We start from the raw sequence: 22,578 nt of genomic DNA on the forward strand, positions 1-22,578 counted from the left end.
CTCTTTAGGCTTCTTCCTGCCGTTCCTGCGCGAGCGGCCCATGACAGGAAGGAGACCGCTTGAAGACGCCTGCCATCAGGTGCCTGGAGGACATCCGGGCGATCGAGTCGCAGCCCTATGCTGCATTCATGCCGCACCACAGCGTCCACGAGGCGCTGGAACACGCCGCCGCGACGCATGCGCAACGGCGGGCGCTGACCTTCATCGAGTCGGCCGATCCCGCGGTGCCCGCCGGCAGCTGGACCTATGCCGAGCTGCTGGCGAGGGTAAGGCGGGCGGCCCGGGCCTTCCGGCGGCTGGCGGGCGACACCCAGCCGCGCGTGGCGTTCCTGCTGCCGGCCATCCCCGCCGCATACGTGACGCTCTGGGGCGCCGAAGCCGCGGGCATCGCCTGTCCGGTCAACTACCTGCTCGGCGAAGAACACATCGCCGATCTGCTGCAGCATGCCCGGGTGAACGTGCTGGTCGCGCTCGGGCCGCACCCTGAACTGGACATCTGGTCCAAGGTGGCGGGCGTCAGGCGCCGCTGTCCCGGCCTTGCGCACGTCGTGTCCGTGGGCAGGGCGCAAGGCGCGTCCGACCTCGACGAACTGCTGGCCGGCGAAGAGGGAGGCCCGCTGGACGAGAGCTATCGGCGCGGGCCCGACGACATCGCCGCGCTGTTCCATACCGGCGGGACCACCGGGCGGCCCAAGCTCGCGCGCCACACTCACCGCAACCAGCTTCATGCGGCGTGGGGGGCGGCCTGCATGTATGGCGCCAGCGAAGCCGACGTGACGCTGAACGGTTTCCCTCTGTTCCATGTGGCCGGTTCCCTGGTCTACGGGCTCTCGAGCTTGCTGGCGGGCGGCGAGGTGGTCTTGCCCACGCTGCTGGGCATGCGCAACACGGCCTTCGTGCGGCGCTATTGGCAGTTCGTCCAGCGCGAGCGGGCGACGCTGCTGGCCGCCGTGCCCACGGTCATGGCCAGCCTGCTGGACGTACCCATTGGCGAGGCGGACCTGTCGCGCGTGCGCTGCCTGTTGACGGGCGGCTCGCCGCTGCCCACCGAGCTGGCCGATGCCTTCGAGCAGCGCACGGGGGTGGGCGTCCGCAACATCCTGGGCATGACCGAGTGCGCGGGCGTCATCGCCATCGAGCCGGTCGGCATGCCGCGCACCGCCGGAGCCGTGGGGCTGCCGCTGCCCTTCACGGAGGTCGGCATCGATCCCGACGGCGCGTCGCCGGACGGACGCGAAGGCATCCTGCGGGTCAGGGGGCCCAACGTCGGGCCGGGCTACACCGACGCCCGCAACGACGCCGGAGTCTTCGGCGAGGACGGCTGGCTGGTGACCGGCGACGTGGGACACATCGACGAGGCGGGCAGGGTCTTCGTGACCGGCCGGGCCAAGGACCTGATCATCCGCAGCAGCCACAATATCGATCCGGTGGTGATCGAGGATGCGCTGCTCGGGCATCCCGAGGTGCAGATGGCCGCCGCCGTGGGCGCGCCCGACGAATATGCGGGAGAGATACCCGTGGCCTACGTGGCGCTGCGCCAGGGCTCCCGGCTGACCGCCGCCGATCTCGCGGATTTCGTGCGCGACCGCATTCCCGAGCGGCCCGCGGTGCCCAAGGCCATCTTCGTCGTGGATGCGCTGCCGATGACCGCGATCGGCAAGCTCTACAAGCCCGAGTTGCGGGCGCGGGCCGTGCGCTGGACGTTGCAGGAGCGCCTGGCGCGCGGCGGATTGGCGGCGCGCGTGACGGTGGATGTCAGCGCCCAGGCCAAGGGATGCGTGGCGCATTTCCGCGCGGACGGCGACGATGCGGCGCGCGTGCGTGCGCTGATGGCGCCGTTCGCCCTGGCCTATCGGATCGACGGCCCCGGGGCCGGGGAAGAGGGCGCATGAGCGTGCATGTCGAATACGAGAAGCGGGGGGCCGTTGCTCTGGTCCGCCTGGACCGGCCGGCCGCCCGCAACGCGTTGACGCCACGGATGCTGTGCGAGCTGGCCGATGCGTTCGTCGACGTGGCGCGGGACGATGCGATACGGGTGGCGGTACTGGCTGCAACCGGCGACGCGGCGTTCTGCGCGGGGGGAGACCTGGGTACGACCCTGCCTTTGCTGACCGGCGCGCGGCAGCCGGAGAATCCCTACGACCGCCGCCTGCTGGAAGATCCGACAGTGATGGCGGCCTCGTCGCTGCGCGGATTTCCGTTGCACAAACCGGTCGTGGCCGCCATCAACGGCGCATGCCTGGCAGCGGGCATGGAGTTGATGCTGGGGACCGACATACGCCTGGCCGCCGAACATGCGACCTTCGGCTTGCCGGAGGTGCGGCGCGGCCTCATCCCCTTTGCCGGGTCCATGGCCCGACTGCCCAGGCAGATCCCGCAGGCGGTCGCGATGCATATGCTGCTGACAGGCGAACCGCTGACGGCGACGCAGGCACTGCAATGGGGTTTGATCAACCGGATCGTGCCGCTGGCCGACTTGCCGGATGCCGCGATGGAGGTGGCCGAAGGAGTCGCCCGCAACGGGCCGCTGGCGGTCCAGGCCGTCAAGCGGACGGTGATCGAGGCCAGCGGCGTGCCGCTGGAGCTGGCCTATCGCCTGGAGGATCACGCGCGCGAGTGGGTCCTGGCCAGCGAGGACGCGCGCGAAGGCCCGCGGGCGTTCATGGAGAAACGCAGTCCGGTCTATACGGGAAGATGAAATGAATCAGGATGCAGCCATCAGGCTGGACGGCAAGGTCGCCATCGTGACCGGCAGCGGCCGCGGACTGGGCCTGGCGTTCGCGCGGGCGCTCGCGGATGCGGGCGCGGCGGTCGTGGTCAACGATGTGGATGCCGACGCGGCGGCCGAGGCCGTCGCCTCTATTCGCGGCCAGGGGGGCCAGGCCGTGGCCGAGGTGGTGCCCGTGGGCCAGGCCGAGGCGGCCGAGCGGCTCGTGGCCCGGGCGGTGGAAAGCTTCGGCCGCCTGGACGTGATGTGCGCCAACGCCGGCAACCTGCGCGATCGCATGATGTGGAATTTGAGCGACGAGGATTTCGATTCCGTCATCGCGACCCATCTGCGGGGCACCTTCACCTGTGCCCGCGCGGCCGTGAGACGCATGCGCGTGCAGGAAAGCCCGGGGCGGCTCATCCTGGTGGCTTCGCCGGCGGGGCAGCGCGGCAATCCTGGCCAGACCGCGTACGCCGCGGCCAAGGCCGGCATCGCGTCGTTCGCACGGACGTGGTCGATGGAGTGCGCGAAGTCGGACATCACGGTCAACGCCATCGTGCCGGTCGCGCTGACCCGCATGGTCGCCACGATGCCCGCGTTCGCACCGATTGCCGAATCGATCTCGCGCGGCGAGCCGTTGCCCGACACGCTGCGCCAGGGCGCCGGGTTGGGGATGCCCGAGGACGTGGCACCGCTGGTGGTGTTCCTCGCCTCGGACCAGGCCGCCGGAATCAGCGGCCAGTGCATAGGATTGGGGGGAGACAAGCTCAGCCTGTGGTCCCACCCGCAGGAAATACACAGCGCCTTCCGCAGCGGCGGCTGGAGTGCCGAGGCGATCGCGCGGGCGTGGCCGGCCACGCTGGGAAACCGGCTGGAAAGCGTGGGGCTGCCCCCCTTTCCTTGAGGGCGGCCGGACCAGGAACGACAACCATGGAGACATCATGAAAACCGTCAAGCCATTCCGTCTGTTGCCGATCGCCTGGGCGGCGGCCTGCGTCGCGGCCGCCGCGCCGGCCACCGCCACCGATGCCTATCCTTCGCGTCCGATACGGCTGGCCGTGGGATTCGCGCCGGGCACCGGGCCCGATATCCTGGCGCGCACGCTGGGCCAGAAGCTGGGCGAGTTGATGGGGCAACCGGTGGTGGTCGAGAACCGCGCCGGCGCGGGCGGGCAGATCGCGGCCCAGTTCGTCGCCAAGGCTCCGCCGGACGGCTATACCGTGCTGATCGCCGACGTCAGCGCCATCAGTATCGCGCCGGCGGCGTTCTCCAAGCTCGGCTACGATCCCGTCCGCGAACTGGCTCCGGTGTCGGAAGTGGTCAAGACCGATTTCATCCTGGTCGTGCCCAACACGTCCGCCGCGCGTTCGGTGGAAGACTTCGTCAAGCTCGGCCAGAGCCGTGACAAGGTCAACTTCGGTACTTTCGGCGCCGGAACCCCCGGCCATTTCGGCGCCGAGATGTTCGCGGAGCTGGGCCGGTTCCGCATCGAACCCATCCACTACCGCGCCACGGGCGACGCCGTATCGGCGGTCGTGAGCGGCGACGTCAACGGCGTGTTCATGTCCACGGCGCTGGCCACGGCCCAGGTCAAGGGAGGCAAGATGCGGGCCCTGGCGACCACCGCGCCCCGGCGTTCGCCCTTGCTGCCGGAAGTGCCGACATTCATCGAGGCCGGATATCCCAAGGCCGATTTCTCGGCCTGGTTCGCCCTGTTCGTGCCGGCGGGCACGCCCGAGCCGGTCATCGCCACGCTCAATGCCAAGGCAGTGGCCGCGGTGCAATCGCCCGAGGCGCGCCAGCGGCTGGAAGAGGCCGGCTTCAGCATTTCCGGCACGAGCGCGCAGGAGACGCGCCGGATGATCGAGGCCGAGACCGAACGATGGAAGAAGATCGTCGCGGCCACGGGGTTCAAGGGCGACTGAGACGGCGAACTTCACCCTTCCTGCATCAGCGAGCGCCGGTTGCGATTGCGCATCTCGCTGGCCACCTCTCGCATGACGTCGATGAAGAGCCGCGCCCCCTCGGGCAGTTCGCCCGTGCCGAGAGTGGTCAGGCCAACCGCCGCCGACGTGGGGCTGGTGTCCACGGGCAGGGTGCGGGCCAGGCCGTCGTCCAGGTCGAGTTCGATCACGCCGTAGGGTACGAACCAGATCGCATCGCCGGTCCGCATCAGGCTGCGCGCCATGGTCGAGGACAATGTCTCCACCAGTTGCTGAGGCATGCCTATGCCGCTCGATTGGAGGAAGGTCTCGGCCGCGGGCCGGATGTAGGTCCCCTTCATGGGCAGCACCATGGGATAGGCCCGGACGTCGGCCGGCTGCAGCGCGGGGGCGTCCAGCAGCGGGTGGCCGGGACGCACCGCCATGACCAGCGGCTCCATGTACAGATGCTCGAAGGAAATGCCCACCATCTCCGATGGATGGCTGATGCGGCCGATCACCAGGTCCAGCTCCCGCAGCTTCAGGCGCACCAGGAGGTCCGCGTTGGTACCGCCGTGCGCGGTGACCACGAGATGGGAATAGCGCGCCTGCATCTGGCGGATCGCGTTCGGCACCAGGGTGGCGGCGGCGGTGGGCAGGATGCCTATGCGCACGTGCTCGGGCGCCTTTTCGCCCGTCCCTAGCAACTCGAAGCCATCGCGCAGCGCGCCGATGGCCTGCGCGGCATGGCGCAGCAGGATGTGGCCGGCCGGCGTCAGCTCCAGCCCTTTGCGATGTCGTAGCGCCAGCGTCTCGCCGGTGATCGCCTCCAGCTCGGCCAGGCTCTTGGAGACCGCCGAGGGCGTCTGGGCCAGGGCGTCGGCGGCCTTCAGGACACTGCGGTGGCTGGCCAGGGCGACCAGGCATTGCAAGTGGCGCAGGCGCAGGCGTGGGTCGAGGGTGCGCAGCATGATTTCCTTTTGCTCAATCAATTTCCAAAAAGATCAACCAATATTAGCTCCTGCGCTTCTATGATGGCGCCGACAGGCCGGTGCCCCGGAGGGGGCATCCGCATAATCAGGAGGAGTGGGAAATGTCGAAATCCATGGTTCGCGCGCTGGGACTGGCGCTTGCATTGTCGGCCTCGGCGGGCGCGGCGGCGCAGGGCAGCTATCCGGACCAGCCCGTCAGGTTCGTCGTGAACTTCACCGCCGGAGGGCCCCTGGACATCATGGCGCGCATGATGGGCGAGCGGCTCAACGCGATCTTCAAGCAGCCCTTCGTGGTGGAGAACAAGACCGGCAGCGGCGGCAACATAGGCGCCGCCGCGGTGGCCAATGCCGCGCCCGACGGCTACACGGTGCTGATCGGCCTGGATTCGACCTTCACCGTCAATCCCAGCCTGTATTCCTCGCTGGGCTTCAGGCTGGATCAGCTCAAGCCGGTGATGCGCCTGGCATCCTCGGGGATGCTGATCGCCGCCCACCCGTCCGCCAAGGCCGACACGCTGAAGGGCCTGGTCGAGCGTGGCCACAAGGATCCGGTCACGTTCAGCTCGGCGGGCAACGGTTCGCCCGGCCACCTGAGCCTGAGCATGCTGCAGCAGGCCACCGGCATGAAGATCAACCATATCCCGTATCGCGGCAACGCGCCGGCCGTGCTGGCGCTGGTGTCGGGCGAGGTTCAGGCCGCCGCGCTGGCCACGCCTGGCCTCTTGCAGCACGTCAACGCCGGTACCCTGAAGGCATTGGCCGTGACCGGCAGCCAGCGTTCGCCGCTCCTGCCGTCGGTGCCGACCACGGCCGAACTGGGCTACCCCGAGGTTCGCCAGGATGTGTTGTATCTTGCGATGGTGCCGGCGCAGACGCCGGACGCCGTCGTCCAGACCCTGCGCAAGGCGATGGAGCAGGTGCTGGCGCAACCCGACGTGCAGCAGCGCCTGCGCGCGATGGACTTCACGCTGGGGACCCTGGACGGCGAGGCCGCCGCCAAGGAACTGGAGGGCGTGCGGGAACGCTATGCGAAGATCATCAAGTCGGCCGGCATGAAGGTCGATTGACAACGGAACCGGTACAGTTCGCATGACCAATTTCATCTTCATCCTGGCCGACGATCTCGGCTACGCCGACCTGGGCTGCTATGGCGGCCGCAAGCCCGTGTCGCCCAACCTGGACCGCATGGCCGCGCGCGGGATCCGCTTCACGCAGGGCTATTCCAATTCGCCCGTGTGCTCGCCCACGCGTTTCGGCCTGATCACCGGCCGCTACCAGTACCGCCTGCGCGGCGCGGCCGAGGAGCCCATGACCGGCAGGTTCCGGGGCAGCACGGAGATCGGCCTGCCGCCGGCGCATCCCACCCTGCCGTCGCTGCTGCGCGAGCGGGGATACCGCACCGCCCTGATCGGCAAGTGGCACCTGGGCTATCCGCCGCATTTCGGTCCGCAGAAGAGCGGATACGAATACCACATCGGCCCCCTGTCGGGCGGCGTGAGCTATTTCAGCCACGTGGATCGCATGGGCAAGCACGACCTCGTGCGCGACGGCGAACCCGTCAACTACGACGGCCACTACCTGACGGATCTCTTGACCGACGAAGCCGAGAGCTATCTGCGCGCGCGCGCGGGCGATCGCCAGCCGTTCCTGCTGAGCCTGCACTACACCGCGCCGCACTGGCCGTGGGAGGCGCGCGAGCAGGGGCGTTCCAATCCGGAGACCGATCAGGACATCCGCCACCTGGACGGCGGTTCCATCCACGTCTACGGCGAGATGATCAAGGCGCTGGACGAGGGCTGCGGACGCGTGCTGAAGGCGCTGGACGACCTGGGCCTGGCCGACGACACGGTGGTCATCTTCACCAGCGACAACGGCGGCGAGCGTTTCTCGGACACCTGGCCGCTGGTGGGAGGCAAGATGGACCTGACCGAAGGGGGCATCCGCGTTCCCTACATCGTGCAGTGGGGCGACCGGATCGCGTCCGGCTCGGTATCGGCGCAGCACTGCATGACGATGGACTGGACCGCGACCATGCTGGACATCGCCGGCGTGCCCGCCCATCCCGATTATCCGTTCGACGGCGTGTCCATGTTGCCGGTGCTGCGGGACCCGACGCACGAGTTTCCGCGCGAGCTGTTCTGGCGCATGAATTATCGCAGCCAGCGCGCCTTGCGCGATGGGCCGTGGAAGTACCTGGCCATCGAGGGCAACGAGTATCTGTTCGACCTGTCGGTGGACGAGCGCGAGCGGGCCAACCTGGCGCGCCGCCAGCCCGAGCGCCTGGCGCGGATGCGTGGCCGCTGCGACGAGTGGGATGCCGTGTTCGGCGCGATTCCCGCCGATGCCCGCAGCGAGCTGGTCTATACGGACAAGGACATGCCCAGCCGGTGACGCCGGCACGCCGGCCGGGAACCGGAGACGGCGGCTCCCGGTCGAAGCAGCATGCGGCCCGGGAGCGGCGCCCGCATGCAGGCAGGCGTACATGGCCAAATGGTCATGGACGTGTCACCGTCCCGCGGATAGAATCGCGCCGTTCATCAACTGTGGAGACCCTGACGTGGGTACTTGTTCGAGTGGCAGTAGTCGGCCGGTCCTGGTGATCGGCGAACTCTCGGCGAGATAGCGCGCGGGTTTCCTTCGCCGCCGTCTCGCCGCAAGGCGGGAGGCGGCTCCGGCCGCGGCGTTCGCGCGCGGCCATCCCCTTCCTGATACTGTCTGCCGCCAGGCGCGGCGGCTCCGTCACGCCCGTGTCGTGTCTCCACCTCGATTCCCGAGGAGGAACCGTGCGCATCGACCATTTTCCATTCCATGGCCACCGCGCCGCCGGCCCGCCCCCCTGGAGGCTGGCGTTGGCTCTTGCCGCCTGCTGCGCGAGCGGCCCCGCCCAGGCGGCGCGCCCCATGATCACCGACGACGCCCGCATCGTCGACGCCAAGGTGTGCCAGGTGGAAAGCTGGATCCGTCGCGGTGGCGACGGCAACGAATACTGGGCGATGCCCGCCTGCAATCCTACCGGCAACCTGGAACTGACGCTGGGCGGCGCCCGCGGACCGGTGGACGGGCACGTGCGCACGACGGACGTGCAGTTCCAGGTCAAGACGCTGCTCAAGCCCCTGGAGACGGACAGCTGGGGCCTGGGCGTGGCGGCCGGGACGGTCCGCCATCCCCATGCGGCGGGGACGTCGCGCGATTGGTATGCCTACGTGCCGGCCAGCGTTTCCTTTGCCGCCGACCGGCTGGTCGTGCACGGCAACCTGGGATGGATGGACGCCGCCGATACGGGCAGCCGCCACGCGACCTGGGGCCTGGGGTTCGAGGCCCGCCTGGCCCAACGTACCTGGCTGATTGCCGAAACCTTCGGGCACGACCGGCGCCGGCCGTCCTACCAGTTCGGCCTGCGCCACTGGCTGGTGCCGGACCGCGTGCAGATCGACGTGACATACGGCAACCGCATGGGCATGGGCAGGGAAGAACGATGGATCTCCCTGGGCCTGCGCCTGTTGTCGCCGGCCTTCCTGCCCTGACGGACTTTTCATCGACACACGAGAACCATGCCCGACCCAGAACATCCTCCGCCTGCCTGACCGCGCGACGCAGCGTGAAGCAGGCAGGCCGAACCGGAGAAGAAAAATGAACTTCATGCTGCTCAAGGCCTTTTTCGCGGGTTTTCTTCGCACCCGCCACATTTCCCGCCACTTCCGCCGGCTGGCGCTGCTGGACACGCTGGCCCGCACCGGCGTCAGCCGCGAGCTGCCGCCGGGCCTGACGAAAATCCTGGTTGCCGCGGCCAAGGCCGACGCCGGCGAACTGCTGAAGCACCTGGACAGTCACGAGGACGGCTTGTCGGAGAGCCAGGCCGCGGCCATACGCGAGCGCGTGGGCCCGAACGAGGTCGAACACGAGAAGCCGCTGCCCTGGTGGAGGCATCTGTGGCATTGCTACAGAAATCCGTTCAACCTCCTGTTGACCCTGCTGGCGGCGATCTCCTATCTGACCGAGGACACCAAGGCCGCGCTCGTCATCGGCACGATGATCGTGCTGTCGACGCTGCTGCGCTTCTGGCAGGAAGGCAAGTCCAACCGCGCCGCCGATGCGCTCAAGGCCATGGTCGGCAATACCGCCACGGTGGTGCGGCGCGACGCTACCGAGGACGCCGCACGGCTTTTCGAGCAGTACTACGGCGTCCACCTGCGTGCCCGCGCGGCCCGGCGGGTGGAACTGCCGATCCGGCTGCTGGTGCCGGGCGACGTGATCGCGTTGGCGGCGGGCGACATGATTCCGGCCGATTGCCGCATCCTGTCGGCCAAGGACCTGTTCGTATCGCAGGCGGCGATGACGGGCGAGGCCATGCCGGTCGAGAAGTTCGCGCTGCATCGCGACGCCGGAACGGTGAACCCGCTGGAGCTGGAGAACATCCTGTTCATGGGGACCAACGTGGTCTCGGGCGCGGCCACGGCGGTAGTGGTGGGCACCGGCAACCAGACCTATTTCGGCATGCTGGCCGGCCGCGTCACCGCCGTCGACCGGGGCCAGACTTCGTTCCAGGCCGGCGTCAACAAGGTGAGCTGGCTGCTGATCCGCTTCATGTTCGTGATGGCGCCGCTGGTGCTGCTGATCAACGGCTTCACCAAGGGCGACTGGATGGAGGCGCTGCTGTTCGCGCTGTCCATCGCGGTCGGCCTGACGCCCGAGATGCTGCCGATGATCGTGACTTCCACGCTGGCCAAGGGCGCGGTGTTCCTGTCGCGCAAGAAGGTCATCGTCAAGCGGCTCGATGCCATCCAGAACTTCGGCGCGATGGACGTGCTGTGCACCGACAAGACCGGGACGCTGACGCAGGACAGCATTTTCCTGGCCCGGCACGTCGATGCCTGGGGCGAGGATTCCGATGCCGTACTGGAGCTGGCCTACTTGAACAGCTACTACCAGACGGGGCTGAAGAACCTGCTGGACGTGGCCGTGCTGGAACACGCCGAGATGCAGCGCGAACTGGAACCCGCCGCGAATTTCCGCAAGGTGGACGAGATTCCGTTCGACTTCGAGCGGCGCCGGATGTCGGTGGTGGTGGCCGAGTATGACGACCATCACCTGATCATCACCAAGGGCGCGGTCGAGGAAATCCTGTCGGTCTGCACCCGGGTGCGCCACGGCGAGGACACCGAGGCTCTGACGCCCGCCGTGCTGGCGGACATCCGCAGGGTGACGGCCGAGTTCAACGGGGAAGGGCTGCGGGTGGTCGCGGTGGCGGCCCGGGAACAGCCGCCGGCGCAGGAAACCTTCGGCGTAGCCGACGAGCGGGACCTGACCCTGATCGGCTACGTGGCGTTCCTGGATCCGCCCAAGGAGTCCACCGCGCCGGCGTTGGAGGCGCTGGCGCGGCGCGGCGTGGCGGTCAAGGTGCTGACCGGCGACAACGAACTGGTCACGGCCAAGATCTGCCGCGAGGTGGGGCTGGCGCAGCAGGGCATGCTGTTGGGCGGCGACATCGAAGGCATGGGCGATCGCGAGCTGGCGCAGGCCGTCGAGCGCTACAACGTTTTCGCCCGCCTGACCCCCGCGCACAAGGAGCGCATCGTGCGTCTGCTCAAGGCCAACGGCCACGTGGTGGGATTCCTGGGCGACGGCATCAACGACGCACCGGCGCTGCGCGCCGCGGACATTGGCATCTCGGTGGACACGGCGGTGGACATCGCCAAGGAAGCCGCCGACATCATTCTGCTCGAAAAGAGCCTGATGGTGCTGGAGGAGGGCGTGCAGGAAGGGCGCCGCACCTTCGCCAACATGCTGAAGTACATCAAGATGACGGCCAGCTCGAATTTCGGCAACGTGTTCTCGGTGCTGGTGGCCTCGGCCTTCATCCCGTTCCTGCCCATGCTGCCCATGCACCTGCTGGTGCAGAACCTGCTGTACGACATCTCGCAGATCGCCATCCCGTTCGACAACGTGGACGACGAACTGCTGCAGAAGCCGCAGCGCTGGCAGCCCGGGGATATCGGTCGTTTCATGGTGTTCTTCGGGCCGATCAGCTCGGTGTTCGACATCACGACCTACGCGATGATGTGGTTCGTGTTCGGCGCCAACTCGCCCGCGCACCAGACGCTGTTCCAGTCGGGCTGGTTCGTGGTGGGGCTGCTGACCCAGACCCTGATCGTGCACATGATCCGCACGCCCAGAATCCCCTTCATCCAGAGCCGCGCCGCCGTGCCGCTGATGGCGATGACGGCCGCCATCATGGCGATCGGCATCTTCCTGCCCATGGGGCCGCTGGCGCACTACTTCAAGCTGCAGGCGCTGCCGCCGCTGTACTTCGCCTTCCTGCCGGCGATCTTGCTGGCCTACATGGGACTGACCCAGGCCATGAAGGGCATCTACGTGCGTCGCTACGGCTGGCAGTAACCCCCGCCAGCCTGTTTTGGGGGGCTGCCGCGTAGCGGCTGGGGGCCCACCATTCTGGGCGCGCGTCAGCGCGTAGGGGGGGACCTACATCGGCATCATGTTCGCGTTCATGTTGTGCAGCACCCATGCGGAGCCGCCGACGATGATCGCGATGATCAGCACGGTGAAGACGAAGGACGACAGATTCTCGCGCTGTTCGGGCGAGGTGCCCATGTGCAGGAAGAACACCAGCTGGACCAGCAGTTGCAGCACGCACAGCACGACGATGGCCGAGACGGCGGCAAAGCCGGTCAGTGCGCCGGTCATTACCACGCCGAAGGACAGCGCGGTCAGCACGATGCAGAGGACGAAGCCGACCAGATAGGACTTGACCGAGCCGTGGCTGGCGTGGGAATCGTGGCCTTCGGCGGTGGAGGAGTGTTGCGCCATTACAGGGCTCCCATCAGGTAGACGAAGGTGAACACGCAGATCCAGACCAGGTCCAGGAAGTGCCAGAACAGGCTCAGGCAGGCCATGCGCCGGCGCACGATGGCGTCCAGGCCATGGCGGCTGATCATGTGCATCATCACGGCCATCCAGATCAGGCCCGAAGTCACGTGCAGGCCGTGGGTGCCGACCAGGGTGAAGAAGGCCGACAGGTAGGCGCTGCGCTGCGGACCCGCGCCCTCGGCGATCAGGTGATGGAACTCATAGATTTCCATGCCGATGAAGCCGGCGCCGAACAGGAAGGTCACCGCCATCCAGGCCAGCACCTTGCCGCGCTGCCCGGCATGCATGGCCAGCATCGCCATGCCGAAGGTCACGCTGCTGACCAGCAGCAGCATGGTTTCGGTCAGCACGAACGACAGGTCGAACAGCTCGCTGCCATGCGGCCCGCCCGCGGTCGCGCCCGACAGCACGGCGAACGTCGCGAACAGCACCGAGAAGATGAGCAAGTCGCTCATCAGATAGATCCAGAACCCCAGTACGGTCTTGGACCCATCGTCGTGATGCTCATGCCCCCCATGGGCATGATGATCGCCACCATCCTGGCGATGCGTATGAAGAATTGCTGCGCTACTCATATTGATCTTTATAAAACCGGCGCTTCGCACCGACACACTGCTACACGACCCAGGATGCGGTGGATCCGGCTTTGCCGGTCCACCCGCATCGCCCCCTGGGGGGCGCGCGTAAGCGCGTAGGGGGGGGCTCTACGCCGCCTGCTTCAGCGACTCGTAGTGGGCGTTCTCGATACGCGCCACTTCGTCGGCCTTGACGTAGTAGTCCACGTCGCGGTCGTAGGCGCGGGCGATGAAGGCGCCGATCATGCCGGCCAGGCCCAGGCCCGCCAGCCACCAGATGTGCCAGACCAGGGCGAAGCCGAGCAGGGTGCCCGCCACGCCGATGTAGACGCCGGCGCCGGTGTTGCGCGGCATGTGGATGTCTTCGTAGTGGGCGGGACGCTGGTAGGCGACGCCGGTTTCCTTGTCATGCCAGAACTGATCGAGGTGGGACACTTGGGGCACCTTTGCGAAGTTGTAGAACGGCGGAGGAGAGGGAATGGACCATTCCAACGTACGGCCACCCCACGGGTCGCCGTCGAAGTCGACGTTCTTCTTGCGGTCGCGGATGCTGACGAAGATCTGCAGCAGCAGGAAGAAGATGCCCAGCGCGATGATGACCGCGCCCACCCAGGCGACGATCAGGTACGGCTGCCAGGCCGGATTGTCGTAGTGGTTCAGGCGGCGCGTCATGCCCATGAAGCCGAGGATGTACAGCGGCATGAAGGCCATGAAGAAGCCGATGAACCAGCACCAAAACGAGTACTTGCCCAGGCGTTCGTTCAGCTTGAAGCCGAAGGCCTTGGGGAACCAGTACACCATGGCGGCGATACACCCGAACACGACACCGCCGATGATGGTGTTGTGGAAGTGGGCGATCAGGAACAGGCTGTTGTGCAGCACGAACGACACCGCGGGGATCGCCATCAGCACGCCGGTCATGCCGCCGATCACGAAGGTGATCATGAAGCCCAGCGTCCACAGCACGGGCGTGGTGATCTCGACCCGGCCGCGATACATCGTAAACAGCCAGTTGAAGATCTTCACGCCCGTGGGCACCGAGATGATCATCGTCGCGATGCCGAAGAAGGCATTGACGTTGGCCCCCGAGCCCATGGTGAAGAAATGGTGCAGCCAGACCAGGAACGACAGCACGCCGATCGCGGCCGTGGCGTAGACCATGGACTTGTAGCCGAACAGCGACTTGCGCGAGAAGGTGGCGATGATTTCCGAGAACGCGCCGAAGCAGGGCAGGATCAGGATGTAGACCTCGGGGTGGCCCCAGATCCAGATCAGGTTCACGTACATCATCACGTTGCCGCCCAGGTCATTCGTGAAGAAGTGCATGCCCAGGTAGCGGTCGACGGTCAGCAACGCCAGCGTGGCCGTCAGCACCGGGAAGGCGGCGACGATCAGGATGTTGGTGACCAGCGCGGTCCAGGTGAACACCGGCATCTTCATCATCGTCATGCCGGGTGCGCGCATGCGCAGGATGGTGACGATGAAGTTGATGCCGCTGAGCGTGGTCCCCAGCCCTGACAGCTGCAAGGCCCAGATGTAGTAGTCGACCCCCACGCCCGGGCTGTAGTCCAGGCCGGACAGCGGCGGATAGGCCAGCCAGCCGGTGGCGGCGAACTCGCCCACGAACAGCGACATCATGATCAGCACGACACCGCCGCCGAACAGCCAGAAGCTGAGCGAGTTCAGGAACGGGTAGGCCACGTCGCGGGCGCCGATCTGCAGCGGCACGACGATGTTCATCAGGCCCGTGATGAACGGCATGGCCATGAAGAAGATCATGATCACGCCGTGGGCGGTGAAGATCTGGTCGTAGTGGTGGGGAGGCAGGTAGCCGGCCGCGTCGCTCGAGGCGATGGCCAGCTGCGTGCGCATCATGATGGCATCGGCGAATCCGCGCAGCAGCATGATCAGCGCCACGATGATGTACATGATGCCGATGCGCTTGTGGTCCACCGTGGTCAGCCATTCCTTCCACAGGTAGGTCCACTTGCCGTAATAGGTGACGGCGCCAAGCATGGCGGCGCCCAGAATGACGACCGCGGCCAGCGTGACCATGACGATGGGTTCATGGTACGGAATGGCATCCAGGGTCAGTTTCCCGAACATCGATTTACTCCGACAAGGCAATCTTGGGGGTGTTGGCAGGCGTGCACATTCCGGTATCCATGCCTGCGGAGGCCATGTACTGGTAAATGATGCCGTCGAACATGTTGGGCTCGGCGCCCGAGTAGTAGGCCACGGGCTCGTGCTCGCTGGGCGAGACCAGCGCCTGGTAGGCCTCGGGCGTCATCTTGCTGGGCGACGCCTGCGCGTTGCGGACCCACTGCTCGAAGTCCGCCTGGCTGCTGGCGATGGCCTTGAAGCGCATGCCCGAGAAGCCCGAGCCGCTGTAGTTGGCCGAGATGCCCGCGTAGGTGCCGGCTTCGCGCGCGATCAGGTGAAGCTTCGTTTCCATGCCCGCCATGGAATAGATCTGGCTGCCCAGCTGCGGGATGAAGAAGGAGTTCATGACCGAGGCGGACGTGATGCGGAAGTTGACCGGCGTGTCCACCGGGAACTGGATCTCGTTGACGGTGGCGATCTTGTACTCGGGGTAGATGAACAGCCACTTCCAGTCCAGCGATACGACGTCGATCTCGATCGGCTTGACCTCGGACTGCAGGGGACGGTAGGGATCCAGCTCGTGCGAGCTCTTCCAGGTCAGCACCGCCAGGATGCCGACGATGATGCAGGGAATGGTCCAGACCACCACTTCGATGGCGGTGGAGTGCGACCACTTGGGGTCGTACTTGGCCTGGGTGTTCGAGGCGCGGTACTTCCAGGCGAACCACAGGGTCAGGATGATGACCGGCACGACCACCAGCAGCATCAACCCGGTCGCGGTCAGGAGCAGGGTTTTTTCCTGGGCGCCGATGTCGCCCTTGGGATTCAGGATGTCCATGTTGCAGCCAGCCAGCAGCAACATCATGGCGCCGACACACAATGTGCGTCCCGCGTTCGCGAAGAAGGATTTACTCACGTCCAGCCTTGGTGTGTAGAAACGTTGGCGAAATCCGCCAGTTCCGCATCCTACTGAACGTGCCTAGAGGGGGCCTGCGACAAATAGTCGCGCGCGGCGGGGGTTGGCAGCGGTCCCCCGGAACGGCGCGGCCGGGCGCGCCTTGCATCGCACCATTTGTGGCGAATTGTGACCGTGGGGCCTAGGGAATAGCCCTGCGACAATATGTCGCACCGGTGTTCGCCTGGCGGGCGCTTATTCGGGTTCCGGACCCCGCTCCGGCCCGGGCCGCTTGGCCAGTTTGCGCTGCAGCGAGCGCCGGTGCATGTTGAGCAGGCGGGCGGCCGCCGAGACGTTGCCGCCGGTTTCGTGCAGCGCCTGCTGGATGTGCTCCCACTCCAGGCGGTGCAGGGGGATCATGGTCGATTCCACCGTGACGGCCTCGGCCTTCTCCAGGCCCAGCGCGCGCAGGATCATGTCGGCCGTGGCCGGCTTGGGCAGGTAGTCGTCGGCGCCGCGCTTGATGGCGTCGACGGCGGTCGCCACGCTGGCGTAGCCGGTCACGAGCAGGATGCGCATGTCAGCGCGCAGGGCGCGCAGCGGCTTGATCAGCGTGAGCCCGGAGTCGTCGCTGCTGAGCTTGAGGTCGACCAGGGCGAAGCCGGGGCGGATCTCGTCGGCGATGCGCAGGGCCTCGGCGATGGTGGTGGCGGTGCGGGTTTCGAGCCCGCGCCGTGCCAGGCTGCGCTGCAGCGTGCGCAGGTAGAGTTCGTCGTCGTCGACCAGCAGGCCGATATCCAGGTCAGTCATCATGAGGTCACAGTGGTTTCCACGGGCAATTGGAACTGGATGCGCACGCCGCCGCCCTCGGCGGCGGTCATGGTCATCTCGCCGCCCAGGCGTTCGACCGTGGCGTGCGACAGCGCCAGGCCCACGCCCAGGCCGCCGGGCTTGCCGCTGCGGAACAGCGTGGCGGGCAGGAGCGGCTGGTCGGGATTGAGGCCGCGTCCATAGTCGCGCACCACGCCGCGCACCATGCCCCCCTTGCATTCCAGGTGCAGGTCCACGTAGGGGGCGCCGGCCTGGACGCCGGCATCGGCGGCATTGTTCAGCAGGGCCTGGAGCAGGTGGGCGACCGAGGGCTCGACGCGCAGGCCGCGCGGCAGGACGCCGGTGCGGTGCAGTTCGACCGTGGGGCGGACCAGTTTCCACTGCTCCACCACGCGTTCCAGTTCCACCTCGGTTGGGACAGCGAGATTGCGCACGCGTTCCCGGCACAGGGCCAGCAGCTCGGTCAGCATCTCGGTGTCGGCGCGCAGGTCGTCGGTGTCGGCCTGGGCGGCGATCTCGTCGGCCAGCAGCGTCATGGTGGCCAGCGGCGTGTTCAGCTCGTGCGCCATCGAGGCGGCGTGGGTGGCCAGTGCCACGATGCCTTCGTTGCGGGCGAAGCGTTCGCGCAGGTCGGCCAGTTCCCGTTCACGGTTGCGCAGGTCGGCGGCCAGCCGGGTCGAGAAGATCAGGATGACGCTGACCGAGATCAGGAAGCTGGCTGCGATGCCCCACAGCAGCAGTTCGTAGGCGTCGCCGGGGGCGTGCAGCGGATGGCCGAAGATGGCCGCCGCGGCGTAGCCGACCACGCCCGCGCCCGCGGTGGCGTAGGCCCAGCGGTTCGGCAGCGCCATCGCCGCCAGGGCGATCAGCACCAGGAACAGCAGGCCGAAGGGATTGCTGATGCCGCCGCTCCAGGCCACCATCCACGCCAGCACGACGATGTCGACCAGCATGTGCAGGAAGGCCGTCGCGTGCGAGGGTTCGTCGCCGGTGCGCAGGCGCCAGCCGGCGTAGAGATTGAACAGCACGAGGGTGGCGACGCCGCTCCACAGCATGCCCAGGGGCAGGTCCACGCCCAGGGGGCCACTGGCGATGAAGATGGTGGCGGCCTGGCCGCCTATGGCAAGCCAGCGCAGGCTGGACAGCGTGCGGAGGAAGGAGATTTCTGTGCGGCTCATACGATGGGAGATGGCCGGCGGCGGACGCGCCGGCAAGCTCCATTATGACGCACGAGCAGTGGACGCCGCCGGGAGGCGGCGCGCGTTCAGGCCTGGGAGGCGGGCGGCTGGCCCCGGCGCAGCGCCAGGCCCAGCATGATGAGCGTGATGCCCTGGAAGAGCAGGTCCAGCGACAGCAGCAGGCCCAGTATCCACAGGCTGTTCTCGGGCCAGCCCATGGCCACCAGGAGTCCGGCCAGCAGCGTGACGGCGCCCGACAGCGCCAGCCAGCCCCAGCCCCGCTGGCCGCGATGCTGGAACCAGATCCACAGGCGCAGCGCGCCCGAGGCGATCAGGAAGGCTCCCAGCAGCAGCGTCAGCACCGCCGCGCCTGCCAGCGGGTTGTACAGGGCCACGCCGCCGGCGATGGCGTAGAGCAGGCCGCCCAGCGTCCAGAACAGGAAGCCGCGCCAGTCCTTCACGCGCCAGGCCTGCACCAGTTGCCCGATGCCCGCGACCAGCATCATGGCGCCGACGAACAGGACGCTGGCGACGGTGGCGGCCAGGACGTAGGCCCCGGCCACGAAGCCGAGGACCAGCATCAGCACGCCCAGCGCGACGAACCAGCCCCAGCGGGCGCCCAGCGCTTTCAAGGTTCCGGTCAAGTCGACGCCACCCGGCACAGGCGCGGGATTTGGAGCATCTGCCATGTCTGTTCCCTCCGTGGTTCGGCACGCCGCGCGTCCCCATACGCGGTGTATCCACCTCGTACGGTACCAGCGTCTAGCCGGGGGCGCCCAGCAAATCTTGTAACCGCTCGATCAGGGGGCGCTGCCCCTCGATCAGCTTTTCGCGCGCGGCATCCAGGCCGAACCACTCGGCGCGGTCCACCTCGGGGAAGGCCTGGAGGCGGCCGCTGCGCGGGGGCCATTCCAGTTCGAAGGTATTGCTGCGCAGCGTGGCGGGGTCGAAATCGCCTTGCAGGGCGAAGGCCACGACTTCCTTGCCGGCTTTCTGCCGGACCCGGCCCAGCGGCACGGGCGTGCCGGCCGGCAGGGTGCCCGTTTCTTCGTGGAATTCGCGCAGCGCGGCGGCCGCGTCGTCCTCGCCGGGTTCGGGCGCGCCCTTGGGGATGGACCAGGCGCCGGCGTCGCGCCTGCGCCAGAACGGGCCGCCGGGGTGGACGAGCAGGACTTCCCAGTCATGCGCGCCGCGGCGATACAACAGCAGGCCGGCGCTCGACGCGCGGGCCGGGGTGGATCGCGCGGCGCCGCTCATGAATGGCCGGTCCGGCCGGCGGGCAAGGGAGCGCGGCGCATGTCGGCGCAGGCCAGGCCGAAGATGGCCAGGCCGCCCGCGGCCAGCAGCAGGCCGACCCAGCCGGTGGAGGCCCAGCCCAGGCCGGCCGAGATCGTCAGGCCGCCCAGCCACGCGCCGAGCGCGTTGGCCAGGTTGAAGGCCGAATGGTTCAGGGCCGCGGCCAGCGTCTGCGCGTCGCCTGCGACGTCCATCAGGCGGATCTGCAAGGCCGGGCCGATGGCCACGACGGTGCCGATCAGGAAGACGTTGAACGCACCCAGCCAGATGCTGGAGGCGGTCAGGCAGAACAGCCCCAGCACCAGCCCCGACCAGACCAGCAGCCCGCCTATGGTGGGCATCAGCGCCTTGTCCGCCAGCCGGGAGCCGGCCAGGTTGCCGGTGACCATGCCCACGCCGAACAGCGCCAGAACGAAGGGGATCCCGTGCACCGGCAGGCCGGCCAGTTCCATCATCGTGGGCTTGATGTAGCTGAACACGGCGAACATGCCGCCGAAGCCGATCGCGCCTATGCCCAGCGTCAGCCAGACCTGCTTGCGGCGCAGCGCGCCGAGTTCGCGCCAGGGGCTGGCGCCTTCGCTGGCGGGGATGTCCGGAATCCAGCGCCAGACCAGCAGCGAGGCCAGGACGCCGATGACGCCCACCAGCGCGAAAGCGGCGCGCCATCCCAGCCATTGACCCAGGCCCGTGGCCAGCGGCACGCCGATCAGCGTGGCCACGGTCAGGCCCAGCATGACGTAGCCCACGGCACGCGCGCGCTGGCCCGCCGGCGCCAGGTGCGCGGCCACCAGGGCGGCTACGCCAAAGTAGGTGCCGTGTGGCAGGCCGGTCATCAGGCGCATCAGGATCATCGACAGGTAGCCGGGCGCCGCCGCGCTGGCGAAGTTGCCCAGCGCGAAGAAGACCATCAGCGCCACGAGCAGCGCGCGGCGCGGCATGCGGGCGCCCAGGACCGCCAGCACAGGCGCCCCCACGACGACGCCCAGCGCGTAGGCGCTGATCAGGTGCCCGGCGGTCGGGATGGAGATGCCGAGATCCTGGGCCGCGTCGGGAAGCAGCCCCATGATGACGAATTCGCCGGTGCCTATGCCGAACCCGCCCAATCCGAGCGCGAGCAGGGCGCGGCCGAAGGAGGGCGGCCGGGAGGAAGCGGCGGCGGAATCGGGAAGTGCTGCGGTCGGGGAGGCGGGGGCGTGCATGGAGGGGAGATATGGCCGCGGGGGCGCGAATGCGGGTCCGATAGCTTAGCAGGTGCAGGTTGCAGTGCACAAAAACATGGCCGCCGGACGCGGGCTATGATGCGGGGCTCGAACGCGGTTCCTTCCGGGGACCGCGGTGCAGGAATCACGACGGAGGCCCCATGAGCGACATCACCATCTATCACAATCCCGCCTGCGGCACCTCGCGCAAGGTCCTGGCCCTGCTGGAAGAGCGCGGCCTGGAGCCCACCGTGATCGAGTACCTGAAGACGCCGCCCAGCCGCGACACGCTCAAATCCCTGATCGCCGCGATGGGCCTGCCGATACGCGAGGCGATGCGGGTCAAGGGCAGTCCCTACGAGGAGCTCGGGCTGGGCGATCCGAAATGGAGCGACGACGAACTGCTCGACTTCATGATGCAGCATCCCATCCTGATCAACCGCCCCATCGTCGTGACGCCGCTCGGCACGCGGCTGTGCCGGCCGATGGAGACGGTGCTGGAGCTGCTGCCTGGGGCCAGTTCCCGCTAAAAAGAGGCTCGCTTGATCCACGCAAGGTACTGGCCTTAGAGCAGGATCCGGCCTTCGATGCAGTCGGCCACGTCGCCGCCCACCCAGATGTCATCTTCTTCCCGGCTGACGTGCACCCGGCCGGCGCGGCCCAGGGCGGTGCCCTGGCTGGCCACATAGCGGCCCGGGGCGAGCCCGGCGCCGATCAGCCATTGCGCGATGCCGGCGTTCAGGCTGCCGGTCACGGGATCCTCGGGCACGCCCAGGCCGGGGGCGAAGGCGCGTACCTCGAACTGCGCCTCGGTGCCATCCAGAGCGGGATCCCAGGGCGCGACGACGCCGATCTTGAGCGTGCCCATGGCTGCGTGGTCCGGCTTCAGCGCCAGGACCTGCGCGCGCGTGGCCAGCATGACCGCCATCCAGGCCGGTCCGTTGTCCACCCAGTTGGCGGCGCGTATGACATCGGGCGCGATGCCCAGGCCTCGCGCGGCCTGCGCGAGCGTGGCCGGATCGACGTCGCCCGCGCGGCGCAGCGGTGGCGCCGCGAATGCCAGGCGCCCCTGCGTGCGCCGTATCCGGACCAGTCCCACGCCGCATTCCTGCACGATGTCCGCTCCCCGCGGCTGGCCACCGGCCCGCAGCCAGGCATAGCAACTGCCCAGCGTGGGATGGCCGGCGAAAGGCAGTTCGCCGGCCGGCGTGAAGATGCGTACCCGGTAGTCCGCTCCGTCCTGGGTGGGGCGCAGCAGGAAGGTGGTCTCGCTCAACCCGGTCCAGCGGGCAAGCGCGGCCATGCGCGCTTCATCGAGATCGTCGGCGCCGTGCACCACGGCCAGGGGGTTGCCTTGCAGCGGGACGGCGGTGAACACGTCGACCTGGCTGAAATCGTGGAGAGAGGGGAGCGGTGTCGTCATGGATCGGGGTCAAACGTAGCTGGAAAGCAGGATATTGGTTTCGGTGTTGGCGATGCCGGGGATCAACCGGATGCGTTCCAGCGCGCGGTCGAAGTCCTCGAGGTTTCCGGCGCGCAACTCGGCCACGATGTCCCACCGGCCGTTGGTCGTGTGCAAGGCCTGGATGGCCGGTTCGCCCCGCAGCGACTGCAGGACCCGGCGGGCCGTGTTGCCCTCGATTTCTATGCTCATCCACGCGCGTATGCCGCGGGGTTCGGCGTCAGGCCGCAGGCGCACGGTGTAGCCGATGATGATGCCCTGTTCCTCGAGGCGGGCAAGCCGATTCTGGACCGTGCCGCGCGAGACGCGGAGCTTCTGGGCCAGCGTGGAGACCGGCGTGCGCGCGTTGTCGCGCAGCAGGGCGATCAGGCGATGGTCGACGTCGTCCATGATGGTGTCCCCCGGCGCGGGTGAGGATGGCAAAACGATAGCAGAGTCTGGCGTTATGGCAATCCGTCGGTAGAAATGCGCAGTTTCTTGCACTCCTTCTTGGCGGCACGGACGAGCAGAATAAGGCAAAGGCCAGTCCG

21 protein-coding genes are annotated in these 22,578 nt (G+C 67.8%); 9 read left to right on the plus strand and 12 right to left on the minus strand.

What is annotated here, in order from left to right; genetic code table 11:
* Nucleotides 1-59 precede the first annotated feature (59 nt).
* Genes N5K27_RS03905 through N5K27_RS03920 form a run of 4 tightly spaced genes read left to right on the plus strand, consistent with a single transcriptional unit; the run spans nt 60 to nt 4,635 of the window.
* Nucleotides 60-1,892: an AMP-binding protein gene (locus N5K27_RS03905; protein ID WP_279814807.1), complete on the plus strand. Its 1,833-nt coding sequence runs from the start codon at nt 60-62 to the stop codon at nt 1,890-1,892.
* Nucleotides 1,889-2,698 carry an enoyl-CoA hydratase-related protein gene (locus N5K27_RS03910; protein ID WP_279814809.1) on the plus strand — a complete coding sequence of 270 codons (810 nt, stop codon included), beginning with the start codon at nt 1,889-1,891 and terminating at the stop codon, nt 2,696-2,698. Before N5K27_RS03905 ends, N5K27_RS03910 begins: the two co-directional genes overlap by 4 nt.
* A 1-nt stretch (nt 2,699) precedes the next feature.
* Nucleotides 2,700-3,614, plus strand: a complete 915-nt coding sequence (locus N5K27_RS03915) for an SDR family oxidoreductase (protein ID WP_279814810.1) — start codon at nt 2,700-2,702, stop codon at nt 3,612-3,614.
* A 37-nt stretch (nt 3,615-3,651) separates the two neighbouring features.
* On the plus strand, nt 3,652-4,635 hold the full coding sequence (locus N5K27_RS03920) for a tripartite tricarboxylate transporter substrate binding protein (RefSeq protein ID WP_087840077.1): 984 nt from the start codon (nt 3,652-3,654) through the stop codon (nt 4,633-4,635).
* 11 nt (nt 4,636-4,646) lie between these two features.
* Here the strand turns inward: N5K27_RS03920 and N5K27_RS03925 are convergent, their stop codons facing one another.
* Nucleotides 4,647-5,603 carry a LysR substrate-binding domain-containing protein gene (locus N5K27_RS03925; protein WP_087840078.1) on the minus strand — a complete coding sequence of 319 codons (957 nt, stop codon included), beginning with the start codon at nt 5,601-5,603 and terminating at the stop codon, nt 4,647-4,649.
* A gap of 122 nt (nt 5,604-5,725) precedes the next feature.
* Here N5K27_RS03925 and N5K27_RS03930 point away from each other — a divergent pair, with 122 nt between their 5' ends.
* The 4 genes from N5K27_RS03930 to mgtA all read left to right on the plus strand — a co-directional run bounded on the left by N5K27_RS03930 (nt 5,726) and on the right by mgtA (nt 12,020).
* Nucleotides 5,726-6,691, plus strand: a complete 966-nt coding sequence (locus tag N5K27_RS03930) for a tripartite tricarboxylate transporter substrate binding protein (RefSeq protein ID WP_279814812.1) — start codon at nt 5,726-5,728, stop codon at nt 6,689-6,691.
* A gap of 22 nt (nt 6,692-6,713) precedes the next feature.
* Nucleotides 6,714-8,015: a sulfatase-like hydrolase/transferase gene (locus tag N5K27_RS03935; protein WP_087840080.1), complete on the plus strand. Its 1,302-nt coding sequence runs from the start codon at nt 6,714-6,716 to the stop codon at nt 8,013-8,015.
* Nucleotides 8,016-8,407: 392 nt separating this feature from the next.
* Nucleotides 8,408-9,148 carry a hypothetical protein gene (locus N5K27_RS03940; protein WP_279814815.1) on the plus strand — a complete coding sequence of 247 codons (741 nt, stop codon included), beginning with the start codon at nt 8,408-8,410 and terminating at the stop codon, nt 9,146-9,148.
* Nucleotides 9,149-9,254: 106 nt separating this feature from the next.
* Nucleotides 9,255-12,020: a magnesium-translocating P-type ATPase gene (mgtA, locus tag N5K27_RS03945; RefSeq protein ID WP_279814817.1), complete on the plus strand. Its 2,766-nt coding sequence runs from the start codon at nt 9,255-9,257 to the stop codon at nt 12,018-12,020.
* Between the two features lie 84 nt (nt 12,021-12,104).
* Here the strand turns inward: mgtA and cyoD are convergent, their stop codons facing one another.
* The 9 genes from cyoD to N5K27_RS03990 form a co-directional block, all read right to left on the minus strand.
* The gene (cyoD, locus tag N5K27_RS03950) at nt 12,105-12,449 is read right to left on the minus strand and encodes a cytochrome o ubiquinol oxidase subunit IV (RefSeq protein WP_087840082.1); all 345 of its coding nucleotides are present in this window, start codon (nt 12,447-12,449) and stop codon (nt 12,105-12,107) included.
* Nucleotides 12,449-13,084, minus strand: a complete 636-nt coding sequence (gene cyoC / locus N5K27_RS03955; RefSeq protein ID WP_087840083.1) for a cytochrome o ubiquinol oxidase subunit III — start codon at nt 13,082-13,084, stop codon at nt 12,449-12,451. Before cyoC ends, cyoD begins: the two co-directional genes overlap by 1 nt.
* A gap of 129 nt (nt 13,085-13,213) precedes the next feature.
* Nucleotides 13,214-15,190: a cytochrome o ubiquinol oxidase subunit I gene (gene cyoB / locus N5K27_RS03960; RefSeq protein WP_087840084.1), complete on the minus strand. Its 1,977-nt coding sequence runs from the start codon at nt 15,188-15,190 to the stop codon at nt 13,214-13,216.
* 4 nt (nt 15,191-15,194) lie between these two features.
* On the minus strand, nt 15,195-16,052 hold the full coding sequence (gene cyoA, locus N5K27_RS03965) for a ubiquinol oxidase subunit II (protein ID WP_087840085.1): 858 nt from the start codon (nt 16,050-16,052) through the stop codon (nt 15,195-15,197).
* Between the two features lie 285 nt (nt 16,053-16,337).
* Nucleotides 16,338-16,892, minus strand: coding sequence for a response regulator transcription factor (locus N5K27_RS03970; protein ID WP_087840272.1), 555 nt, complete (start codon nt 16,890-16,892; stop codon nt 16,338-16,340).
* Nucleotides 16,892-18,091, minus strand: coding sequence for an ATP-binding protein (locus tag N5K27_RS03975; protein ID WP_087840086.1), 1,200 nt, complete (start codon nt 18,089-18,091; stop codon nt 16,892-16,894). Before N5K27_RS03975 ends, N5K27_RS03970 begins: the two co-directional genes overlap by 1 nt.
* 86 nt (nt 18,092-18,177) lie before the next feature.
* The gene (locus N5K27_RS03980) at nt 18,178-18,780 is read right to left on the minus strand and encodes an HdeD family acid-resistance protein (RefSeq protein WP_087840087.1); all 603 of its coding nucleotides are present in this window, start codon (nt 18,778-18,780) and stop codon (nt 18,178-18,180) included.
* Between the two features lie 73 nt (nt 18,781-18,853).
* Complete coding sequence (locus N5K27_RS03985) at nt 18,854-19,348, minus strand: NUDIX domain-containing protein (RefSeq protein ID WP_087840088.1); 495 nt, start codon at nt 19,346-19,348, stop codon at nt 18,854-18,856.
* The gene (locus tag N5K27_RS03990; RefSeq protein WP_132978836.1) at nt 19,345-20,586 is read right to left on the minus strand and encodes an MFS transporter; all 1,242 of its coding nucleotides are present in this window, start codon (nt 20,584-20,586) and stop codon (nt 19,345-19,347) included. Before N5K27_RS03990 ends, N5K27_RS03985 begins: the two co-directional genes overlap by 4 nt.
* Nucleotides 20,587-20,747: 161 nt before the next feature.
* Here N5K27_RS03990 and arsC point away from each other — a divergent pair, with 161 nt between their 5' ends.
* Entirely contained in the window at nt 20,748-21,116 is a 369-nt protein-coding gene (gene arsC, locus N5K27_RS03995; RefSeq protein ID WP_132978837.1) for an arsenate reductase (glutaredoxin), read from the plus strand.
* A 35-nt stretch (nt 21,117-21,151) separates the two neighbouring features.
* Here the strand turns inward: arsC and N5K27_RS04000 are convergent, their stop codons facing one another.
* The gene (locus tag N5K27_RS04000; RefSeq protein ID WP_279814820.1) at nt 21,152-22,009 is read right to left on the minus strand and encodes a PhzF family phenazine biosynthesis protein; all 858 of its coding nucleotides are present in this window, start codon (nt 22,007-22,009) and stop codon (nt 21,152-21,154) included.
* Nucleotides 22,010-22,018: 9 nt separating this feature from the next.
* A complete protein-coding gene (locus N5K27_RS04005) occupies nt 22,019-22,438 on the minus strand; it encodes an Lrp/AsnC family transcriptional regulator (RefSeq protein ID WP_279814822.1) in 420 nt (139 codons plus the stop codon).
* Between the last annotated feature and the right edge of the window lie 140 nt (nt 22,439-22,578).

This window comes from Pigmentiphaga sp. GD03639, assembly GCF_029845405.1.
GTDB classification, from domain to species: domain Bacteria; phylum Pseudomonadota; class Gammaproteobacteria; order Burkholderiales; family Burkholderiaceae_B; genus Pigmentiphaga; species Pigmentiphaga daeguensis.